The sequence below is a fragment of the Pseudomonas sp. MLB6B genome, assembly GCF_054508135.1.
Window position 1 is genome coordinate 2,665,874 of the sequence record NZ_CP199313.1, and the last position, 19,172, is coordinate 2,685,045.

The following is a 19,172-nucleotide window of genomic DNA, read 5'->3' on the forward strand; positions in this document are numbered from 1 at the left end:
AATCGAATGATGAACCTACCCGTTGCCGATCTCGGCACCCCTGCCGACCCGAACCAGGCCACGCGCTTCAGTGCGCTGTGGCGTCCGGCGCTGCTGCAAGCTTTCGTCAAGCTCGACCCGCGCCAGCTCAAGCGCTCGCCGGTGATGCTGGTGGTGCTGCTCACCGCCGTACTGACCACCGCCTTGTGCCTGGCGCCCAACAGCGGCGTCGAGACGGGCGTCGCGGTGCAGATCACCTTGTGGCTGTGGTTCACGGTGCTGTTCGCCAACTTCGCCGAAGCCTTGGCCGAAGGCCGCGGCAAGGCGCGCGCCGACAGCCTGCGCGCCGGTAGCCAGGGCCTCAGGGCCCGCCGTCGCAGCGCCGATGGCCGCTTCGAACCGGTCGCGGCCAGCAGCTTGGTCAAGGGCGATGTGGTCGAGGTGCTGGCCGGCGAGCTGATCCCCGCCGACGGCGAAGTGCTGGAAGGCATCGCTGCCGTCAACGAAGCGGCCATCACCGGCGAATCGGCACCGGTGATCCGCGAGTCCGGCGGCGACCGCTCGGCGGTGACCGGCAATACGCGGCTGGTCTCGGACCGTCTACTGGTACGCGTCACCAGCAACCCCGGCGAATCCACCCTGGACCGCATGGTGGCGCTGGTCGAAGGCGCCAAGCGGCAGAAGACCCCGAACGAGGTGGCGCTCGACCTGTTGCTGATCGGTCTGACCCTGGTCTTTCTCATCGTCGTGGTCACCTTGCAGCCGTTCGCGCGCTTCTCCGGCGCCGGCCTGCCGCTGATCTTCCTCGCCGCGCTGCTGGTGACGCTGATTCCCACCACCATCGGCGGCCTGCTGTCGGCCATCGGCATCGCTGGCATGGACCGCCTGGTGCGGCTCAACGTCATCGCCCGCTCGGGCCGCGCGGTGGAGGCGGCCGGCGACGTGCAGACCCTGCTGCTGGACAAGACCGGCACCATCACCTTCGGCAACCGCCGCTGCGCGGCGCTGCACGGTGCGCCGGGGGTCGGCGCTGAGACGCTGGCCGAGGCGGCACTGTTCGCTTCGCTGGGCGACGATACCGCCGAGGGCAAGTCGGTGGCCGAGTTCGTGCGTGCCGAACGGGCGTTGATCGAACCCGCCGCCAGCCAGTACCAGGCCATCGCCTTCACCGCGCAGACCCGTTTGTCGGGCATCGATGTGCGCGGCCAGCGCTACCGCAAGGGCGCGGTGGATGCGGTGCTGGACTTCGTCGGCCTTGCGCCCGAGCAACTGCCCGCGTCGTTGCGTGTCGAGGTGGATCGCATCGCGCAAAGCGGCGGCACGCCACTGCTGGTCTGCGTCGACGACCGCGTGCTGGGCGCGATCCACCTCAAGGACGTGGTCAAGCCCGGCATTCGCCAGCGTTTCGCCGAGCTGCGCGCCATGGGCATCCGCACGGTGATGATCACCGGCGACAATCCGCTGACCGCCGCCGCCATCGCCGCCGAAGCCGGGGTCGACGACGTGCTGGCCCAAGCCACGCCGGAGAAGAAACTGGCGCGCATCCGCCAGGAACAGCAGGAGGGCCGCTTGGTCGCCATGTGCGGCGACGGTGCCAACGACGCCCCGGCGCTGGCCCAGGCCGACGTCGGCGTGGCCATGAACGAAGGCACCCAGGCGGCGCGTGAGGCGGCCAACATGGTCGACCTGGACAGCGACCCGACCAAACTGCTGGACGTGGTGCAGGTGGGCAAGGCGTTGCTGGTCACCCGCGGCGCGCTGACCACATTTTCCATCGCCAACGATGTGGCCAAGTATTTCGCCATCCTGCCGGCGCTGTTCGCCGCCATCTACCCGCAACTGGGCGCGCTCAACCTGATGCAATTGCACAGCCCGCAAAGCGCGATCCTTTCGGCCATCGTGTTCAACGCCTTGATCATCGTCGCGTTGATTCCGCTGGCGCTGCGCGGCGTGGCGGTGAAGGCGGCCAATGCCGCGCAACTGCTGCGGCGCAACGTGCTGATCTACGGGCTGGGCGGGCTACTGGTGCCGTTCGCCGGGATCAAGCTGATCGACCTGTTGCTCACTGCCTTGAATCTGGTCTGAAGGAGATTGTGATGATCGCTTACCTGCGTCCGGCGCTGTGCCTGTTGCTGTTGATGACGTTGTTCACCGGGGGGCTGTATCCGTTGCTGGTCACAGGCCTCGGCCAATGGCTGTTTCCGACCCAAGCCAATGGCAGCCTGCTGCATGACCAAACCGGGCAAGTACGGGGTTCTTCCCTGATCGCCCAACCGCTGGCGGGGGCCGGTTGGTTCCAGTCGCGGCCTTCGGCGGCCGACTATGCCACGCTGCCCAGCGGCGCCAGCAACCTGGCACCGAGCAATCCCGCGCTGGCCGAGCGTGTGCTGGCCGAGGCGCAGCGTTGGCAGGGCGCGAGCCGGGGGGCTGTGCCATTGGCGCTGCTGACCACTTCGGCCAGCGGCCTCGACCCGCACCTGCCGCTCTCGTCCGTGGCCTGGCAGATGCCCACTGTGGCGGCTGCGCGCGGCCTGCCGCTGGCGGACTTGCAAGGCCTGGTCGATGGGGCCACGCTGCGGCCTTTGCTCGGCCCACCCGTGGTCAATGTGTTGTTGCTCAATCAGGCGTTGGCGCATAGGGCGCCGATGGCCAAAGAAGGATGATCCATGACTGACTCGCAACGCGCCGATGCGCTGCTCGGCGCGCTGCCGCGCCCGGGCCGCGGCCGGCTGAAAGTGTTTCTCGGCGCCGCGCCCGGCGTCGGCAAGACCTACGCCATGCTCCAAGCCGCCCACAGCGACCGGCGCCAGGGTGTCGAAGTGTTGGCGGCGGTGGTGCAGAGCCATGGCCGCAGCGAGACCGAGGCGCTGTTGCTCGACCTGCCGCAGTTGCCCTTGCTGCGCTGCGAGTACCGGGGCGCGCAGTGGCAGGAGATGGACCTCGACGGGCTGCTGGCGGCGGCACCGCAATTGGCCCTGGTGGACGAGCTGGCGCACAGCAACGTGCCCGGCAGCCGCCACGCCAAGCGCTGGCAGGACGTGCAGGAATTGCTGGCCGCCGGTATCGACGTCTATACCACGGTCAACGTCCAGCACCTGGAAAGCCTGAACGACAAGGTGCGCGGTATCACCGGCGTGCAGGTGCGCGAAACCGTACCTGACTGGGTGGTGCAGGAAGCCTTCGAACTGGTGCTGATCGACCTGCCGCCACGCCAGCTGCTGGAGCGCTTGCGCCAGGGCAAAGTGTACGTGCCCGAGCAGGCGCGGGCGGCCATCGACGCGTTCTTTTCCCCGACCAACCTCAGCGCCTTGCGCGAGCTGGCCTTGCAGACCGCCGCAGCGCAGGTCGATGCCGACCTGGCCCAGGGTTACCGCCAGCGTGGCGAGCGGGCGCCGGCGGTGCAGGGACGTCTGTTGGTGGGCGTCGACGGCGATGCCCAGGCTGAGCGCCTGGTGCGCCATGCCAGCCGCATCGCGCAGCGCCGTCATTTGCCCTGGAGCCTGGTGCACATCGAGCGTGATCAGCCCCGCGACGACGCCAGCCGGCTACGCTTGCAGGCCGCACAGCAATTGGCCGAACGGCTGGGCGGCGAGGTGGTGGTGCTGCGCGCGGCCGAAGTGGCGCGCAGCTTGGTCCAGCACGCCCGCGAGCGCCGCGCCAGCGTGTTGCTGGTCGGGCAGAGCCGTCGACGCTGGTATCGCCCGTGGCTGGGGGCAGGCGTCGGGCAGCGCCTGTTGCGCCAGCGCTGCGGCCTGGAAGTCACGGTGCTCGATGACGAGCTGGACGCCGTAGCCACCCCACCCACGCCGCGTCGGCCCTTGGGGCCGCTACGGCATTACCTTCAGGCGGTGCTGGCCACGGTATTGGCCGCCGCGTTGGCCTGGTCGGTCGCCAGCGTGCTGGAACTCCCCAACATTTCCCTGGTGTTTCTCGCGGCAGTGCTGCTGGTGGCCGTGCGCAGTAGCCTCGGCCCGGCCCTGACCTGCGCGGTGCTGTCGTTTCTGAGTTACGACTTCCTGTTCATCGCGCCGAGCTTTTCCCTGAGCATCCAGCGCGAAGAAGACGTGCTGACCTTGCTGTTCTTTCTCCTGATGGCGGCCCTGACCGGCAACTTGGCGGCGCGCCAGCGTCGTCAGTTGCAGGTGTTGCGCCAGACCCAGGACGAAACCCGGCAACTGCTCGAGCTGTCGCAGCGCCTGGCCCGGGCCACCGACCGCGAGGCGGTGTTCGCCGCCGCAGGCCAGCACCTGGCCGATGCCACGGGGCTACAGGTGTGCCTGGTACGCCGCGACGCCGAGGCAGGCCTGGGCGCGACCGGCCCTGAGCCGCAGACCTTCGCGGTCAACGAGCGCGCTGCCGCCGAATGGGCCTGGCAGCACGGGCAGGCGGCCGGTGCCGGCACCGACACCTTGCCCGAGGGCCGTTGGTGGTGGTGGCCGCTGCGCGACGACGAACAGTCGCTGGCCTTGCTCGCGGCCCGCGCCTGCGGCGGGCGGCCATTGGCGCGGCAAGCGTTGGGGCGGTTGCGGGCGCTGGCCCAGCCCGTGTCCTTGGCCCTGGCCCGGGTTAGCCTGGCCGAGCAACTGGCGGCGGCGCGCCTGCAAGGGGAAACCGAACAGTTGCGCAGTGCCCTGCTGGCCTCGGTGTCCCACGACCTGCGCACACCCTTGACGGCCATGCGTGGCAGCATCGACAGCCTCTTGGCCCTGGGTGAGGTGATCGCGGCCAGCGAGCGCCGCGAACTGCTCGAAGGCACCCGCGACGAAGCCGAGCGGCTGGACCGCTACATCCAGAACCTGCTCGACATGACCCGTCTGGGCCACGGTTCTCTGGCCCTGGCGCGCGACTGGGTGGCACCGGCCGATATCGTCGGCAGCGCCTTGCAGCGCCTGCGCGGCGTACTGGCACCGTTGCGGGTCGAGCTCGACCTGCCCGGCGACCTGCCGCTGCTGTTCGTCCACGCCGCGCTGATCGAGCAGGCGTTGGTCAACGTGCTGGAAAACGCCGCGCGCTTTTCGCCCGTCGAGGGCCGCCTGCGGCTACAGGTCAGCACCCGCGGGCAGCTGTTGTGTCTGGCGGTCAGTGACCAGGGGCCGGGTATTCCCGAGGCCGAGCGCAGCCGGATCTTCGACATGTTCTACACCGCCGCCCGCGGCGATCGCGGCGGGCAGGGCACGGGCCTGGGCCTGGCCATCTGCCAGGGCATGGTGGGCGCCCACGGCGGGCAGATCGAAGTCGCTGACGGGATCGATGGCCATGGCACCTGCATCACCCTATGCTTGCCACTGCCCGAGCAACCCGACCCGGACCCCGAGACGCCATGAACCCACCTGCGACCGTACTGGTCATCGACGACGAACCGCAGATTCGCAAGTTCCTGCGCATCAGCCTGGGTTCCCAAGGCTATCGAGTGGTCGAGGCCGCCACGGGCCAAGAGGGGTTGGCCCAGGCGGCACTGGCGCAGCCGCATCTGGTGGTGCTCGATCTGGGCTTGCCCGATCTGGACGGCCAAGACGTATTGCGCGGCCTGCGCGAATGGAGCGATGTGCCGGTGATGGTGCTGTCGGTGCGCGCCAGCGAAGTGCAGAAGGTCGATGCCCTGGACGGCGGCGCCAACGACTATGTCACCAAGCCCTTCGGCATTCAGGAGTTCCTGGCACGGGTGCGCGCGCTGCTGCGTCAGCCACGGGCGGGCAGTGGGGTGGCCGGGGCTGGGGAGCCGACGGTCAGTGTCGGCCCCCTGACCATCGACCTGGCCGAGCGCCGCGTCACCCTCGCCGGTGCCGCCATCGAGCTGACCCGCAAAGAGTACAGCCTGCTGGCGCAGCTGGCCCGCCATCCCGGCCGGGTGATCACTCAACAGCAACTGCTCAAGGACATCTGGGGTCCGAGCCACGTCCACGACACCCATTACCTGCGCATCGTGGTCGGCCACCTTCGGCAAAAACTCGGCGACGACCCCACCGCACCGCGCTTGATTCACACCGAAGTCGGCGTCGGCTACCGTCTGCTGGCGCCCTAGACGGTTCTACCCGGCGCGAGGAAGGCCGCCTCCAGCAACTGCCGGGTGTAGGCATGCTGCGGATCGCGGAAGATCGCCTGCGCTTCACCTTGCTCGACCACCTGGCCTTGCTTGATCACCATCAGTTGATGGCTCAGGGCTTTGACCACCGCCAGGTCGTGGCTGATGAACAGGTAGGTGAGGTTGTACTTGCTCTGCAAGGAGCGCAGCAGTTCCACCACCTGGCGCTGCACGGTGCGATCCAGGGCCGAGGTGGGTTCGTCGAGCAGGATCAGCGCCGGCTTCAGCACCAGCGCCCGCGCGATGGCGATGCGCTGGCGCTGGCCTCCGGAGAACTCATGGGGGTAGCGATGGCGGGTGGCCGGGTCCAGGCCCACCTCCTGCAACGCGGCGACGATCGCCGCTTCGCGTTCTTGGGCAGTGCCGATACCGTGAATCTGCAACCCTTCACCGACGATGTCGGCCACGCTCATGCGTGGGCTGAGGCTGCCGAACGGGTCCTGGAACACCACCTGCATCTGCCGGCGCAGCGGCCTGACCTGCTTGGCGTCGAGGTGTTCCAGCGCCTGGCCGTCGAAGCGGATATGCCCCTGGCTGGCGATCAGGCGCAGGATCGCCAGGCCCAGGGTCGATTTGCCCGACCCGCTTTCGCCGACGATGCCCAGGGTCTGGCCCCTGGGCAGGCTGAAGTGGATGCCGTCCACCGCCTTGACGTGGTCGACCGTGCGCCGCAGCAGGCCTTTCTTGATCGGGAACCAGACTTTGAGCGCGTCCACTTCCAGCAAGGGCGGGGCGACGGGGTTGACGGCCGGTTCGCCGCTCGGTTCGGCGTTGATCAGCATCTGCGTGTAAGGGTGCTGCGGTGCGTCGAACAGCGCGGAGCAGTCGGCCTGCTCGACGATCTTGCCCTGCTGCATCACGCATACCCGATGGGCGATGCGCCGCACCAGGTTGAGGTCGTGGCTGATCAGCAGCAGCGCCATGCCCAGGCGCGCCTGCAGGGACTTGAGCAATTCGAGAATCTTCAGCTGCACGGTGACGTCCAGCGCCGTGGTCGGCTCATCGGCGATCAGCAGCTCCGGCTCGTTGGCCAAGGCCATGGCGATCATCACTCGTTGACGCTGCCCGCCGGACAGTTCGTGGGGCAGCGCCTTGAGGCGCTTGTGCGGTTCGGGAATGCCCACCAGCTCCAGCAGCTCCAGGGTGCGCGCAGTGGCTTGCGGCCCGGTCAGGCCTTTGTGCAGCAGAAGGATTTCGTTGATCTGCTTTTCGATGTTGTGCAGCGGGTTGAGCGAGGTCATCGGCTCCTGGAAGATCATCGCGATGCGGTTGCCGCGAATGCGCTGCATGGGCTTTTCGCCCAGTTGCAGCAGGTCCTGGCCTTGGTAGCCGATGCTGCCGCTGGGGTGGCGGGCTATGGGGTAGGGCAGCAGGCGCAGGATCGAGTGCGCGGTGACCGACTTGCCCGAACCGCTTTCGCCGACCAGGGCCAGGGTCTCGCCACGGCGGATGTCGAAGCCGATGCCATCGACCACGCGGTTGATCTGGTCGCCGCTGGTGAACTCGACGGCCAGGTCGCGTACTTCGATCAGGTTGTCTGGGTGCATGTCATTTCCTCGGATCGAAGGCGTCGCGGGCGGATTCGCCGATGAACACCAGCAGGCTCAACATCACCGCCAGCACGGCGAAGGCGCTGATGCCGAGCCACGGCGCTTGCAGGTTGGATTTGCCCTGGGCCACCAGTTCACCGAGCGACGGCGCCCCGGCCGGCAGACCGAAGCCGAGAAAGTCCAAGGCGGTCAGGGTGCCGATGGCGCCGGTGAGGATGAACGGCATGAAGGTCATGGTCGAAATCATCGCGTTGGGCAGGATGTGCCGGTACATGATCGCCCCGTCACGCATCCCCAAGGCACGAGCGGCGCGCACGTACTCCAGATTGCGCCCACGCAGGAACTCGGCGCGCACCACATCGACCAGGCTCATCCACGAGAACAGCAGCATGATGCCCAGCAGCCACCAGAAATTGGGCTGCACGAAGCTCGCCAGGATGATCAGCAGGTACAGCACCGGCAGCCCCGACCAGATTTCCAGGAAGCGCTGCCCGGCCAGGTCCACCCAGCCGCCGTAGTAGCCCTGCAAAGCGCCGGCGATCACGCCGATGATGGAGCTGGCCACGGTCAGGGTCAGCGCGAACAGCACCGAGATGCGGAAGCCATAGATGACCCGCGCCAGCACGTCGCGGCCCTGGTCATCGGTGCCCAGCCAGTTCTGCGCCGAGGGCGGCGCAGGGGCCGGCACCTTGAGGTCGTAGTTGATGCTCTGGTAGCTGAACGGAATCGGCGCCCACAGCACCCAGGCCTTCTGTTCGGCCAGCAGTTGGCGGATGTACGGACTCTTGTAGTTGGCCTCCAACGGGAATTCGCCACCGAAGGTGGTTTCCGGATAGCGCTTGAAGGCCGGGAAGTACCACTGCTCGTCGTAGTGCACGGCGATGGGCTTGTCGTTGGCGATCAGCTCCGCGCCCAGGCTCAGGCCGAAGAGGATGAGGAACAGCCACAGCGACCACCAGCCGCGCCGGTTGGCCTTGAACCGCTCGAAGCGTCGGCGGTTGAGAGGGGAAAGAGCCATGTCAGTGCTTCCTGCTGGCGAAATCGATGCGTGGATCGACCAGGGTGTAGGTCAGGTCGCCGATCAGCTTCACCACCAGCCCGAGCAGGGTGAAGATGAACAGGGTGCCGAAGACCACCGGGTAGTCGCGGTTGATCGCCGCCTCGAAGCTCATCAGGCCCAGGCCGTCGAGGGAGAAGATCACCTCGATCAGCAAAGAGCCGGTGAAGAAGATGCCGATGAACGCTGACGGGAAGCCGGCGATCACCAGCAGCATGGCGTTGCGGAACACATGCCCGTACAGCACCCGCGACCGGCTCAGGCCTTTGGCCTTGGCTGTCACCACGTACTGCTTGTTGATTTCGTCGAGGAAGCTGTTCTTGGTCAGCAGGGTCATGGTGGCGAAGTTGCCGATCACCAGCGCGGTGATCGGCAGCACCAGGTGCCAGAAATAGTCGAGCACCTTGCCGGTGGTCGACAGTTCCTCGAAGTTGTTCGACGTCAGCCCGCGCAAGGGGAACCAGTCGAAATAGCTGCCGCCGGCGAACAGCACGATCAGCAGAATGGCGAACAGGAAAGCCGGGATGGCGTAGCCGACGATGATCGCCGAGCTGGTCCACACGTCGAAGTGGCTGCCGTGGCGTACTGCCTTGGCGATGCCCAAGGGGATGGACACCAAGTACATGATCAGCGTGCTCCACAATCCGAGCGAGATCGACACCGGCATCTTCTCGGCGATCAGGTCGATGACCTTGGCGTCGCGGAAGAAGCTGTCGCCGAAATCAAGGTGGGCGTAGTTCTTGATCATGATCCACAGCCGCTCGGGCGCTGGCTTGTCGAAGCCGTACATGTGCTCGATCTCGGCGATCAGGGCCGGGTCCAGGCCCTGCGCGCCACGGTAGTTGGAGCCGGCCACCGACACTTCCGCACCGCCGCCGGCGATGCGGCTGGTGGCGCCTTCGAAGCCTTCGAGCTTGGCGATCATCTGCTCCACCGGCCCGCCGGGCGCAGCCTGGACGATGAGAAAGTTGATGACCAGGATGCCCAGCAGGGTAGGGATGATCAGCAGCAGGCGGCGCAGGATATAGGCCAGCATGTCAGTGCGCCTCGTCGGCAGGGGCGGTAGGCTTGGACGCGGCCGGCGCCACGTCGGGCTTGATCCACCAGGTGTTGATGCCGATCTCGGATTTGGGCGAGGCCGGGGGGTGGCCGATGTGGTTGGCGTACACCACCCGCCAGGTTTTGATGTGCCAGTTGGGGATCACGTAGAAGCCCCACAGCAGGACGCGGTCCAGGGCACGGGTATGGTCGAGCAGCGATTGACGCGAATCGGCGCCGATCAAGGATTCGACCAGTTGGTCGATGGCCGGGTCGCGCAACCCGATGGTATTGCGGCTGCCGGGGTTGTCGGCGGCGATGCTCGACCAGAACTCCCGCTGCTCGTTGCCCGGCGAGCTGGATTGGCCGAAGCTGCCGACCATGATGTCGAAGTCCCGCGAGCGCACGCGGCTGATGTACTGCGAGACGTCGACCCGGCGGATATTCAGCTCGATGCCCAGGTCGGCGAGGTTGCGCTTGAACGGCAACAGCACGCGCTCGAACTCAGGCTGTACCAGAAGGAACTCGATGGAGACCGGTTTGCCCTGGGTATCGACCATCTTGTCGTCGACGATCTTCCAGCCGGCGGCCTGCAACAGGCCATAGGCCTTGCGTTGCTGTTCGCGGATCATGCCGCTGCCGTCGGTGACCGGATTGTGGAACGCCTCCGTCAAGGCGCGTTCGGGGATCTTGCCACGCAGCGGTTCGAGGAGGGCCAGTTCGGCCGGGCTCGGCGTGCCGCGAGCGGCCATGTCGGAGTTCTCGAAATAGCTGCCAGTGCGGGTGTAGGCCCCGAAGAACAGTTGCTTGTTGGTCCACTCGAAGTCGAACAGCTGGCTCAGGGCTTCACGCACGCGTACGTCCTGGAACAACGGCCGGCGCAGGTTGAAGACGAAGCCCTGCATGCCGCTGGGCGTGCCGTTGGGCAGTTCTTCGCGCAACAGGCGGCCGTCGCGCACCGCCGGCACGTTGTAGGCGGTGGCCCAGTTCTTGGCGATGCGCTCTTCCCAGAAGTCGAACTCGCCGGCCTTGAGGGCTTGCAGAGCGACCACGTTGTCACGGTACGAGTCGAAGGTCATGGCATCGAAATTGTACTGGCCGCGGTTGATCGGCAAGTCTTTGGCCCAGTAGTCCTTGACCCGCTCGTAGCGGATCGAACGCCCCGGCTTGACCTCGGCGACCTTGTACGGCCCGCTGCCCAGCGGAATGTCCAGGCTGCCGCGGTCGAACTCGCGTTCGGCGTACCAGTGCTTGGGCAGTACCGGCAGCTCGCCGAGGATCATCGGCAGTTCGCGATTGTTGCCATGTTTGAAGTCGAAACGCACTTGCAACGGGTTTTCCACCACCACGTCGGCGACGTCGCCGTAATACTGGCGATAGAGCGGCGAGCCTTTGGTAACCAGGGTCTTGAAGGTGAAAGCGACGTCTTCGCCGCGGATCGGGTGGCCGTCGTGGAAGCGCGCCTCGGGGCGCAGGTAGAAGCGCACCCAGCGATTGGCCGGATCTTTCTCGATCTTGCCGGCGACCAGGCCATATTCGGTGAACGGCTCGTCCAGGCTCTTGCGGGTCAAGGTGTCATAGATCATCTCGACGCCGTCAGCCGGCACGCCCTTGGTGATGTAAGGGTTGAGGCTGTCGAAGCTGCCGAAGCTGGACTGGCGGAAGGTTCCGCCCTTGGGCGCGTCAGGATTGACGTAGTCGAAGTGGCGGAAATCGGCCGGGTATTTGGGCGGCTCGTCGTACAGGGTCACGGCGTGCTGGGGAGCGGCCGTGGCGCCCAGGCTCAGGCAGGCGAGCAGCAGGCCGGCGGCCAGGGCGCACAGGCGCGGCATCGGCGTCATGGATTGGTCTCCGGGTGTTTGAGCCACCAGCTGTTCAGCCCCAATGTGTAGGGCGGCGTGGTGACGAAGGCGAACCGGTTGCGGTAAGCCAGGCGGTGGTTGTCGAGGTACCAGTTGGGGATCATGTAGTAGTGCCAGGACAGCACACGGTCCAGGGCCTTGGCAGCGGCGATCTGGTCGTCGCGGTTCTGCGCGGCGAGCAGGGTGTCGAGCAGATTGTCGACCACCGGGTCGTTGATTCCGGCGTAGTTCTTGCTGCCCTTGATCGAGGCCTGGCTGGAGTGGAAGTACTGCCACTGTTCCAGACCTGGGCTGAGGGTCTGGCCGAGGGTCATGAGGATCATGTCGAAATCGAACTGGTCCAGGCGCTGCTTGTACTGCGCCCGGTCGACGGTGCGCAGGCCCGCCGCGATGCCGATGCGCCTGAGGTTTTCCACATAGGGCTGGAAGATCCGCTCCAGGTTTGGGTTGACCAGCAGGATCTCCAGGCGCAGTGGTTCGCCCTTGGCATCGACCAGGCGTTGCCCGTCAAGGGTGTAGCCGGCCTTGGCGAACAGCGCCAGCGCCTGGCGCAGGGTCTGCCGTTCGATACCGTGGCCGTGGGTGTGGCTGACCTGGTAGGGCTCGGTGAACAGCTTGGCGGGCAGTTGATCACGGAACGGCTTGAGCAGCAGCCACTCCTTGCCCACTGGCAGGCCGCTGGCAGCGAATTCGCTGTTGGGGTAGTAGCTGGTCGAGCGCTTGTAGGCGTCGCTGAACAGAGCGCGGTTGCTCCACTCGAAGTCCAGCATCAGGCCCAGCGCCTGGCGCACGTGCGCATCGTCGAACGGCGCGCGGCGGCTGTTCATGAACAGGCCTTGCGTCTGGGTGGGGATGCGGTGGGGGATTTGCGCCTTGATCACCTCGCCACGGCGCACGGCCGGGAAGTTGTAGCCGTTGGCCCAGTTTTTCGCCTGGTGCTCGATGTACAGGTCGAATTCACCGGCCTTGAAGGCTTCGAACGCCACCGTGGCATCGCGGTAGAACTCGAATTCCACCCGGTCGAAGTTGTATTTGCCACGGTTGACGGGCAAATCCTTGCCCCAGTAGTCCTTGACCCGCTCGAACACCAGGCGCCGGCCCGGGCGCACTTCGCTGATGCGGTACGGGCCGCTGCCCAGCGGCGGTTCGAAGGTGGTGGCCTTGAAATCGCGCTTTTCCCAGTAGTGCTTGGGCAGCACCGGCATTTCACCCAGGCGCAGGATCAGCAGCGGGTTACCAGCGCGTTTGAACACGAAGCGGATGCGCAGTGGGCCGAGAATGTCGACCCGCTGCACTTCCTGCAGGCTGGTGCGGTACTGCGGATGGCCTTCCTTGAGCAAGGTGCGGTAGCTGAAGGCGACGTCGGCGGCGGTGATCGGCCTGCCGTCGTGGAAGCGGGCCTCGGGCCGTAGATTGAACACCACCCAGCTGCGGTCTTCGCTGTACTCGACCGAGCGGGCGATCAGGCCATAGCTGGAGGTGGGTTCGTCACCCGAGGGATCGTACTGGCCCGTACCGACCATAAGGGTTTCGTTCAGCTCGCTGACCCCATATTGCTGGAAGTTCGGCGTGCTGACCGGGCTCGAGCCCTTGAAGGTGTAGGGGTTTAGCGTGTCGAAGGTGCCAAAGGCCATGGCCCGCAACGTACCGCCCTTGGGCGCTTGCGGATTGACCCAGTCGAAATGGGTGAAGCTGGCGGGGTATTTGAGCGTGCCGAACTGCGCGTAACCGTGGCTTTCGCTAACGGCGGCGCTGGCGCAAAAGCTCAAGGCCAGACTGATTGACAGCAGGAGGGGACGTATCAAATCGGCATCCGATCCACAGGCGTTGGGCTTGGGTCGGGCTACAGTAACAGCTTGTCCGGGTTGGAAAAAGATGCCTGTGCGTGGTGCCGGACAATACGCTCTGGGGCTGTCTCGACGCCTCGTGGTCGGAGGCGTCGATCAGCTGGACAAGGGCATTGCCGAAGGGCTCAGCGACCCACGTACACGGTCAGGGTCTGGCCTGGCTTGAGGGCTTTACCGCTGCGCGGATTCCAGCGCTTGAGGTGCTGCATCTCGACGTTGAAGCGTTTGGCGACCAGGTACAGGGAATCGCCTTGGCGCACCTTGTACTGGGTCGAGCGCTTCTGCGCGGCGGCTACACGATTGGCGGCGGCGCTCGGTGCGCTGGAGGCCTTGCCGCCCCGCAGCGCCAGTACCTGGCCAGCCTTCAGGCTGCTGCCGGACATACGATTCCAGCGCTGCAGGTCACGCACCGAGACGCGGTTGGCGCGGGCGATGGCGGCGAGGTTGTCGCCACGCTTGACCCGGTAGCTGCGCGTGGCCGCCACCGGCGCTTTGGCTTCGGCCAGGGCTGCCTGGAACACGGCTTTGTTCGGCTGCAGGCTGACCAATTGCTCGGGCTTGAGGTTGGACAGGCTGGCGGCCAGCAATTGGGCTTTGGCGGTGGGCACCAGCAACTGCTGCGGGCCATCGACGGTCATGCGTTTCTTGAAAGCGGGGTTGAGCTGGATCAGCTCGTCTTCGTCGATGTCGGCGAAAGCCGCTACCCGCGACAGGTCCAAGCGCTCGTTGATGGCGACCGCTTCGAAGTAGGGCTCGTTGGCGATGGGGCTAAGGGTGATGCCATAGGCTTCCGGGGCGTTCACCACCTGCGACAGGGCCAGCAGCTTGGGCACGTAGTCGCGGGTTTCCTGGGGCAGCGGCAGGTTCCAGTAGTCGGTGGGCAAGCCCAGTCGCTCGTTGCGCTCGATCGCCCGGCTGACCGTGCCTTCGCCCGCATTGTAGGCGGCCAGTGCCAGCAGCCAGTCGCCGTTGAACATGTCGTGCAGGCGGCTCAGGTAGTCCAGCGCGGCGTTGGTCGACGCGGTGATGTCGCGTCGGCCATCGTAGAAATTGGTCTGGCGCAGGTTGAAGTGCTTGCCGGTGGAAGGAATGAACTGCCAGAGGCCGACGGCATGGGCACGCGAGTACGCCATGGGGTTGTAGGCGCTTTCGATGGCAGGCAGCAGGGCCAGCTCGAGGGGCATGTCGCGCTCTTCGAGACGCTCGACGATGTAATGCATGTAGAGGCTGCCGCGCTCGCCGGTGATCTCCACCGAACGCGGGTTGCTGGCGAACCACAGGCGTTGCTGCTCGATGCGCGGGTTGGCGTCGATGTCCTGCAAGGCGAAGCCTTGGCGCATGCGTACCCAGACGTCTTGCGGCGGCTGCGGGGCGACGGGCGCGAGCACCCGGACGACGGGCTTGTGCTTGATCCGAGCCTGGTAGTTGGGCGCGCGAACACTATCGCTTTCGTCGACCTTGGGTGTGCTCTGGCAACCCACCAAGGTGGCTGCCAGGGCCAGGGCGCTGGCTTGGGCCAAGCGCCTGAGGGCGATGGAATGAGAGGGTCTGCAGCTACGGAATGACATCGGCAGGCACGTTTATCCGGGCAAAAAAGTTGGGCGATTCTAGGAACCGCTTCCCGGATGGTCAACCTTGGTGCAGCCTTGCGATATATCTTGGGGTTATCAGAAAGCGTTCTTCCAGGCCCGCAAGGCAGCAAAAACCTCGATGGAACTAGGGTTTACCCGATCTGTCCGCTCGTCTGCTTTTTGTTTAACAGATGTTTCAGCAGTGCGCAGGAAGGGATTGGTGCGAAGCTCCAGACCCAAGGTGGAGGGCAGAGTGATGCGCTGCTGGGCACGCAGCTTTTCCACCTCGCTCAGGCGCTGGCGTACCTCTGCGTTGTCGGGCTCGACGGCAGCGGCGAAGCGCAGGTTGCTCAAGGTGTATTCATGGGCGCAGTACACCTCCGTGGTCCGAGGCAGAACCGCCAGCCGCTCCAGCGAGGCATGCATCTGCGCAGGCGTGCCCTCGAACAGGCGCCCGCAGCCACCGGCGAACAAGGTATCGCCACTGAACAGCAAAGGGGCCTGGGGTTGCGCGCTATAGAAGGCAATGTGCCCAAGGGTATGGCCTGGCACCTCAATGACTTCGAATGCCAGGCCCAGCACCGCGACCCGATCGCCATCGCGCAACGCCACGTCACGGCCGGGAATACGTTCGCTGGCCGGACCGTGCACCCGCGCGCCGGTCTTGGCCTTGAGCGTCTCGACGCCGCCGACGTGGTCCTGGTGGTGGTGGGTGATGAGGATGTCGGTCAGGTGCCAGTCAGGGTGGGCGTCGAGCCAGGCGGACACAGGCTGGTCGTCCCCTGGGTCGACCACCACACAGCGCTGTGTGGCAGTATCCTGCAACAACCAGATGTAATTGTCGGAGAAAGCAGGCAGTGCATCGATCTGTATCATGGCGCGGATCCGAATCTCTAGGTGGGACATACAGGCATCTTAGCCTTTCAGACCCGGTCTGATGCTGGAGGTGCGGCCAGAGAACTACCCGAGGAACATGCAATGAGCGACCAAGTGTTTGCCCAGGCCGATGCCGAGTGGGTCGAACTGATCGGGCAGGCCCGGCACTGGTTCGACAGCCCCATCGGGCGATTGATGCTGAATGAAGAGCAGGCGCTGCTCGAAGAAGAGCTGGCGCGTTTCTTCGGCGGCTTCCTGGTGCATTACGGGCCCTGCGCCGAAGCCTCGCCCAATGCGCCGCAGGTCCAGCGCAACGTGCGTTTGGGTGCGCCGTTTCCAGGGGTCGAGATCGTGTGCGAAGAGCAGGCCTGGCCGCTCAGCGAGCATGCGGCCGACGTGGTGGTGTTGCAGCATGGCCTGGACTTCAGCCTGTCGCCCCACGGCCTGCTGCGCGAGGCCGCCATGGCGGTGCGCCCCGGGGGGCACCTGCTGGTGGTCGGCATCAACCCCTGGAGTACCTGGGGCGTGCGCCACCTGCTGGGCAAGGGCGCCTTGCGCAAGGCGCGCTGCATCTCGGCGTCGCGGGTCGGCGACTGGCTCAACCTGCTGGGTTTCGCGCTGGAGAAACGTCGGTTCGGGTGCTATCGTCCGCCGCTTTCCTCGAAGGCTTGGCAACAGCGCCTGATGGGCTGGGAACAGCGCGCCGGTCGTTGGCAGCTGGGCGGCGGCGGGGTCTACGTGTTGGTGGCGCGCAAAATGGTGGTGGGCCTGCGGCCCTTGCGCCAGGCACGCCGCGAGCCCATGGGCAAGCTCTTGCCCCTGCCACTGGCCAAGGTCAATCGCCGGCGCAGCGATGGCTGAACGTCGCCGCTGCCGAGCCTCGATCATTTCAAGCGAATAGGCAGTACATGACCGATAGCGTCGAGATCTACACCGATGGTGCCTGCAAGGGCAACCCCGGCCTGGGTGGCTGGGGCGTTCTGATCGTCTACAAGGGCGCGGAAAAGGAACTCTGGGGGGGCGAGCTCAACACCACCAACAACCGCATGGAGCTGATGGCCGCCATCCAGGGCCTGATGGTGCTGACCCGCGAATGCGACGTGGTGCTCACCACCGACTCGCAATACGTCATGAAGGGCATCACCGAATGGATGAGCAACTGGAAAAAGCGCGGCTGGAAGACCGCCGCCAAGGAGCCGGTGAAGAACGCCGATCTGTGGGTCCTGCTCGATGAGCAGGTGAACCGCCACAACGTGACTTGGAAATGGGTCCGCGGCCACATCGGCCATCCGGGTAACGAACGTGCCGATCAGTTGGCCAACCGCGGCGTCGACGAGGTCCGCGCCAGCCGTTGACCGGTCGTACCTTGGCTCGGCGCCGTTGGCTGGGCTGCGGTACAATCCAGGTCATTTCCTGTGATGCAAGTTGGAGTCACCGCGTGGAGCAGCAGCAAGACAAACGGCTCATCATCCTCGACACCGAAACCACCGGCATGCCCGTGACCGAGGGTCACCGGGTCATCGAAATCGGCTGTGTCGAAGTCATCGGCCGGCGCCTGACCGGCCGCCACTTCCATGTCTATTTGCAGCCTGACCGCGAAAGCGACGAAGGCGCCATCGGCGTGCATGGCATCACCGACGCGTTTCTGATCGGCAAGCCGCGCTTCGCCGAAGTGGCCGACGAATTCTTCGACTTCATCCAGGGCGCCACCCTGGTCATCCATAACGCGGCGTTCGACGTCGGCTTCATCAACAACGAATTCGCCTTGGTCGGCCAGCAGGATCGCGCCGACATCTCGGTGCACTGCCCGATTCTCGATACCCTGATGATGGCGCGCTCGCGCCATCCGGGGCAGCGCAACAGCCTCGATGCCCTGTGCAAACGCTACGGCATCGACAACTCCGGGCGCGACCTGCACGGCGCCTTGCTCGACGCCGAATTGTTGGCAGACGTCTACCTGGCCATGACCGGCGGGCAGACCAGCCTGTCGCTGGCGGGTAATGGCGCCGAGGAGGGAGACGGTTCGGCTGCCAGGCCCAGCGAGATCCGCCGCATCAGCGGTCGCCAGCCGGGCCCGGTGGTGCTGGCCAGTGCCACTGAGCTGGAGGCCCACGCCGAGCGCTTGGCCGCCATCGCCAAGGCAGCGGGCGCGCCAGCGCTTTGGGAAAATCTGGGTTGAGAAGCGCCAGGCCTGCGCGCAGCGGGTACCGGGTAGGTTAGGCGGAAATGGTGGTGGAGTTGCTGAGTGACGGTTGGCCCTGCGTATCCTTAGCCTATGCGAGACCAGTGTGGGGAGAACGCTTGGTTCGTGGCGGACGCGGGGACGAGGTGTTCCCGTCCCCGACCATGCTCATGGCACGCGAATCAGCTCCACACCGTTGCTAACCAGTTCGAAGCGGTTTTCACCCAAATGGTTGACGCGATCGCCGATTGCCAGACGATAGGTGACGATGGGCGAACCCAGGGAGCTACCGTCTTCTTGCAGGGTGGATTCTTGAAACTCATGAACGGGATAGATACGGCCTTCGGCGTCACGAGCGTGGAATTGGCCGACCATTACTGCTGCCATGGGCGAGGAAACCTCTGAAATATTAGGAAATGTCTGTAGGCATAGACCGATACAGCAGCCAGTAAGTTTTCCGTAGAACCGAAAAAACCTTGAACGCGCGTGGTGGTCATCTATGGCTACAGCCTTTCATTCACAGCAGAGTCGGGAAATCGCCATGAGCCATGAGTATTCGGTAGCCGTCGTCGTCGGCAGTCTGCGCAAGGATTCCTATAATCGTAAGGTGGCGCGCGCGCTCGCGGAGCTTGCGCCCTCCAGCTTGTCGCTGAAGATCGTCGAGATCGGCGACCTAGCCATGTACAACGAGGATATCGAAGCTGACGCGCCCGCGGCCTGGACGCGTTTTCGCAAAGAGATCCACGCGAGCGACGCGGTATTGTTCGTTACGCCCGAATACAACCGCTCGATCCCCGGCTGCTTGAAAAATGCCATCGACGTAGGCTCGCGCCCCTACGGCCAAAGTGCTTGGAGTGGCAAGCCAGCGGCCGTGGTAAGCGTCTCGCCCGGTGCGCTGGGCGGCTTTGGTGCCAATCATGCCGTGCGCCAGACCCTGGTTTTCCTCGACATGCCGTGCATGCAGATGCCGGAAGCCTATGTCGGCGGCGCTGCCAACCTGTTCGACGATGCCGGCAAGTTGAACGAAAAAACCCGTCCCTTCCTGCAATCGTTCATCGACCGATTCGCCGGTTGGGTGAAGCTCAACCGCTCGGTATGAGTCGAGCAGGTTTGTCCGGGTGGGCCAGC

Annotated in this window: 16 protein-coding genes; 8 read left to right on the top strand and 8 right to left on the bottom strand. The window is 65.4% G+C overall.

The window, feature by feature from the left end; all coding sequences use genetic code 11:
* The first annotated feature begins 9 nt into the window (after positions 1–9).
* Genes kdpB through ACSMEV_RS11875 form a run of 4 tightly spaced genes read left to right on the top strand, consistent with a single transcriptional unit; the run spans position 10 to position 6,001 of the window.
* Positions 10–2,064: a potassium-transporting ATPase subunit KdpB gene (gene kdpB, locus ACSMEV_RS11860; protein WP_459205330.1), complete on the top strand. Its 2,055-nt coding sequence runs from the start codon at positions 10–12 to the stop codon at positions 2,062–2,064.
* 11 nt (positions 2,065–2,075) lie between these two features.
* Positions 2,076–2,642 carry a potassium-transporting ATPase subunit KdpC gene (gene kdpC / locus ACSMEV_RS11865; protein ID WP_459205331.1) on the top strand — a complete coding sequence of 189 codons (567 nt, stop codon included), beginning with the start codon at positions 2,076–2,078 and terminating at the stop codon, positions 2,640–2,642.
* Between the two features lie 3 nt (positions 2,643–2,645).
* Positions 2,646–5,303: a DUF4118 domain-containing protein gene (locus ACSMEV_RS11870; RefSeq protein ID WP_459205332.1), complete on the top strand. Its 2,658-nt coding sequence runs from the start codon at positions 2,646–2,648 to the stop codon at positions 5,301–5,303.
* Positions 5,300–6,001 carry a response regulator gene (locus tag ACSMEV_RS11875; protein WP_459205333.1) on the top strand — a complete coding sequence of 234 codons (702 nt, stop codon included), beginning with the start codon at positions 5,300–5,302 and terminating at the stop codon, positions 5,999–6,001. Before ACSMEV_RS11870 ends, ACSMEV_RS11875 begins: the two co-directional genes overlap by 4 nt.
* Here the strand turns inward: ACSMEV_RS11875 and ACSMEV_RS11880 are convergent.
* The 7 genes from ACSMEV_RS11880 to gloB all read right to left on the bottom strand — a co-directional run bounded on the left by ACSMEV_RS11880 (position 5,998) and on the right by gloB (position 15,862).
* Positions 5,998–7,608, bottom strand: coding sequence for an ABC transporter ATP-binding protein (locus ACSMEV_RS11880; protein ID WP_459205334.1), 1,611 nt, complete (start codon positions 7,606–7,608; stop codon positions 5,998–6,000). The two genes, ACSMEV_RS11875 and ACSMEV_RS11880, sit on opposite strands and share 4 nt — an antisense overlap.
* A gap of 1 nt (position 7,609) precedes the next feature.
* The gene (locus ACSMEV_RS11885; RefSeq protein WP_459205335.1) at positions 7,610–8,629 is read right to left on the bottom strand and encodes an ABC transporter permease; all 1,020 of its coding nucleotides are present in this window, start codon (positions 8,627–8,629) and stop codon (positions 7,610–7,612) included.
* A gap of 1 nt (position 8,630) precedes the next feature.
* Entirely contained in the window at positions 8,631–9,704 is a 1,074-nt protein-coding gene (locus tag ACSMEV_RS11890; protein WP_296263871.1) for a microcin C ABC transporter permease YejB, read from the bottom strand.
* 1 nt (position 9,705) lies between these two features.
* Positions 9,706–11,547: an extracellular solute-binding protein gene (locus tag ACSMEV_RS11895; protein WP_459205336.1), complete on the bottom strand. Its 1,842-nt coding sequence runs from the start codon at positions 11,545–11,547 to the stop codon at positions 9,706–9,708.
* Complete coding sequence (locus tag ACSMEV_RS11900; protein WP_459205337.1) at positions 11,544–13,373, bottom strand: extracellular solute-binding protein; 1,830 nt, start codon at positions 13,371–13,373, stop codon at positions 11,544–11,546. Before ACSMEV_RS11900 ends, ACSMEV_RS11895 begins: the two co-directional genes overlap by 4 nt.
* A 167-nt stretch (positions 13,374–13,540) precedes the next feature.
* Complete coding sequence (locus tag ACSMEV_RS11905; protein ID WP_459205338.1) at positions 13,541–14,983, bottom strand: transglycosylase SLT domain-containing protein; 1,443 nt, start codon at positions 14,981–14,983, stop codon at positions 13,541–13,543.
* A gap of 99 nt (positions 14,984–15,082) precedes the next feature.
* Positions 15,083–15,862 (bottom strand): hydroxyacylglutathione hydrolase, encoded by a 780-nt coding sequence (gloB, locus tag ACSMEV_RS11910; RefSeq protein ID WP_459205339.1) that lies wholly within the window; start codon positions 15,860–15,862, stop codon positions 15,083–15,085.
* Positions 15,863–15,964: 102 nt separating this feature from the next.
* Here gloB and ACSMEV_RS11915 point away from each other — a divergent pair, with 102 nt between their 5' ends.
* The 3 genes from ACSMEV_RS11915 to dnaQ all read left to right on the top strand — a co-directional run bounded on the left by ACSMEV_RS11915 (position 15,965) and on the right by dnaQ (position 18,041).
* Positions 15,965–16,723: a class I SAM-dependent methyltransferase gene (locus tag ACSMEV_RS11915; RefSeq protein ID WP_459205340.1), complete on the top strand. Its 759-nt coding sequence runs from the start codon at positions 15,965–15,967 to the stop codon at positions 16,721–16,723.
* Between the two features lie 47 nt (positions 16,724–16,770).
* Positions 16,771–17,217 carry a ribonuclease HI gene (rnhA, locus tag ACSMEV_RS11920; RefSeq protein WP_296263882.1) on the top strand — a complete coding sequence of 149 codons (447 nt, stop codon included), beginning with the start codon at positions 16,771–16,773 and terminating at the stop codon, positions 17,215–17,217.
* Between the two features lie 83 nt (positions 17,218–17,300).
* Entirely contained in the window at positions 17,301–18,041 is a 741-nt protein-coding gene (gene dnaQ / locus ACSMEV_RS11925) for a DNA polymerase III subunit epsilon (protein WP_459205341.1), read from the top strand.
* A 171-nt stretch (positions 18,042–18,212) separates the two neighbouring features.
* Here the strand turns inward: dnaQ and ACSMEV_RS11930 are convergent, their stop codons facing one another.
* A complete protein-coding gene (locus ACSMEV_RS11930; RefSeq protein WP_296263886.1) occupies positions 18,213–18,431 on the bottom strand; it encodes a hypothetical protein in 219 nt (72 codons plus the stop codon).
* A gap of 154 nt (positions 18,432–18,585) precedes the next feature.
* On the opposite strand from ACSMEV_RS11930, the gene ACSMEV_RS11935 reads away from it, so the two are divergent.
* Positions 18,586–19,143 (top strand): NADPH-dependent FMN reductase, encoded by a 558-nt coding sequence (locus tag ACSMEV_RS11935; protein WP_459205342.1) that lies wholly within the window; start codon positions 18,586–18,588, stop codon positions 19,141–19,143.
* Positions 19,144–19,172 lie beyond the last annotated feature (29 nt).

Bases quoted from the DNA above. Each gene is read 5' to 3' on its own strand.
- kdpB (WP_459205330.1), top strand. From the start codon at position 10: ATGAACCTACCCGTTGCCGATCTCGGCACCCCTGCCGACCCGAACCAG.
- kdpC (WP_459205331.1), top strand. From the start codon at position 2,076: ATGATCGCTTACCTGCGTCCGGCGCTGTGCCTGTTGCTGTTGATGACG.
- ACSMEV_RS11870 (WP_459205332.1), top strand. From the start codon at position 2,646: ATGACTGACTCGCAACGCGCCGATGCGCTGCTCGGCGCGCTGCCGCGC.
- ACSMEV_RS11875 (WP_459205333.1), top strand. From the start codon at position 5,300: ATGAACCCACCTGCGACCGTACTGGTCATCGACGACGAACCGCAGATT.
- ACSMEV_RS11880 (WP_459205334.1), bottom strand. From the start codon at position 7,608: ATGCACCCAGACAACCTGATCGAAGTACGCGACCTGGCCGTCGAGTTC.
- ACSMEV_RS11885 (WP_459205335.1), bottom strand. From the start codon at position 8,629: ATGGCTCTTTCCCCTCTCAACCGCCGACGCTTCGAGCGGTTCAAGGCC.
- ACSMEV_RS11890 (WP_296263871.1), bottom strand. From the start codon at position 9,704: ATGCTGGCCTATATCCTGCGCCGCCTGCTGCTGATCATCCCTACCCTG.
- ACSMEV_RS11895 (WP_459205336.1), bottom strand. From the start codon at position 11,547: ATGACGCCGATGCCGCGCCTGTGCGCCCTGGCCGCCGGCCTGCTGCTC.
- ACSMEV_RS11905 (WP_459205338.1), bottom strand. From the start codon at position 14,983: ATGTCATTCCGTAGCTGCAGACCCTCTCATTCCATCGCCCTCAGGCGC.
- gloB (WP_459205339.1), bottom strand. From the start codon at position 15,862: ATGATACAGATCGATGCACTGCCTGCTTTCTCCGACAATTACATCTGG.
- ACSMEV_RS11915 (WP_459205340.1), top strand. From the start codon at position 15,965: ATGAGCGACCAAGTGTTTGCCCAGGCCGATGCCGAGTGGGTCGAACTG.
- rnhA (WP_296263882.1), top strand. From the start codon at position 16,771: ATGACCGATAGCGTCGAGATCTACACCGATGGTGCCTGCAAGGGCAAC.
- ACSMEV_RS11930 (WP_296263886.1), bottom strand. From the start codon at position 18,431: ATGGCAGCAGTAATGGTCGGCCAATTCCACGCTCGTGACGCCGAAGGC.
- ACSMEV_RS11935 (WP_459205342.1), top strand. From the start codon at position 18,586: ATGAGCCATGAGTATTCGGTAGCCGTCGTCGTCGGCAGTCTGCGCAAG.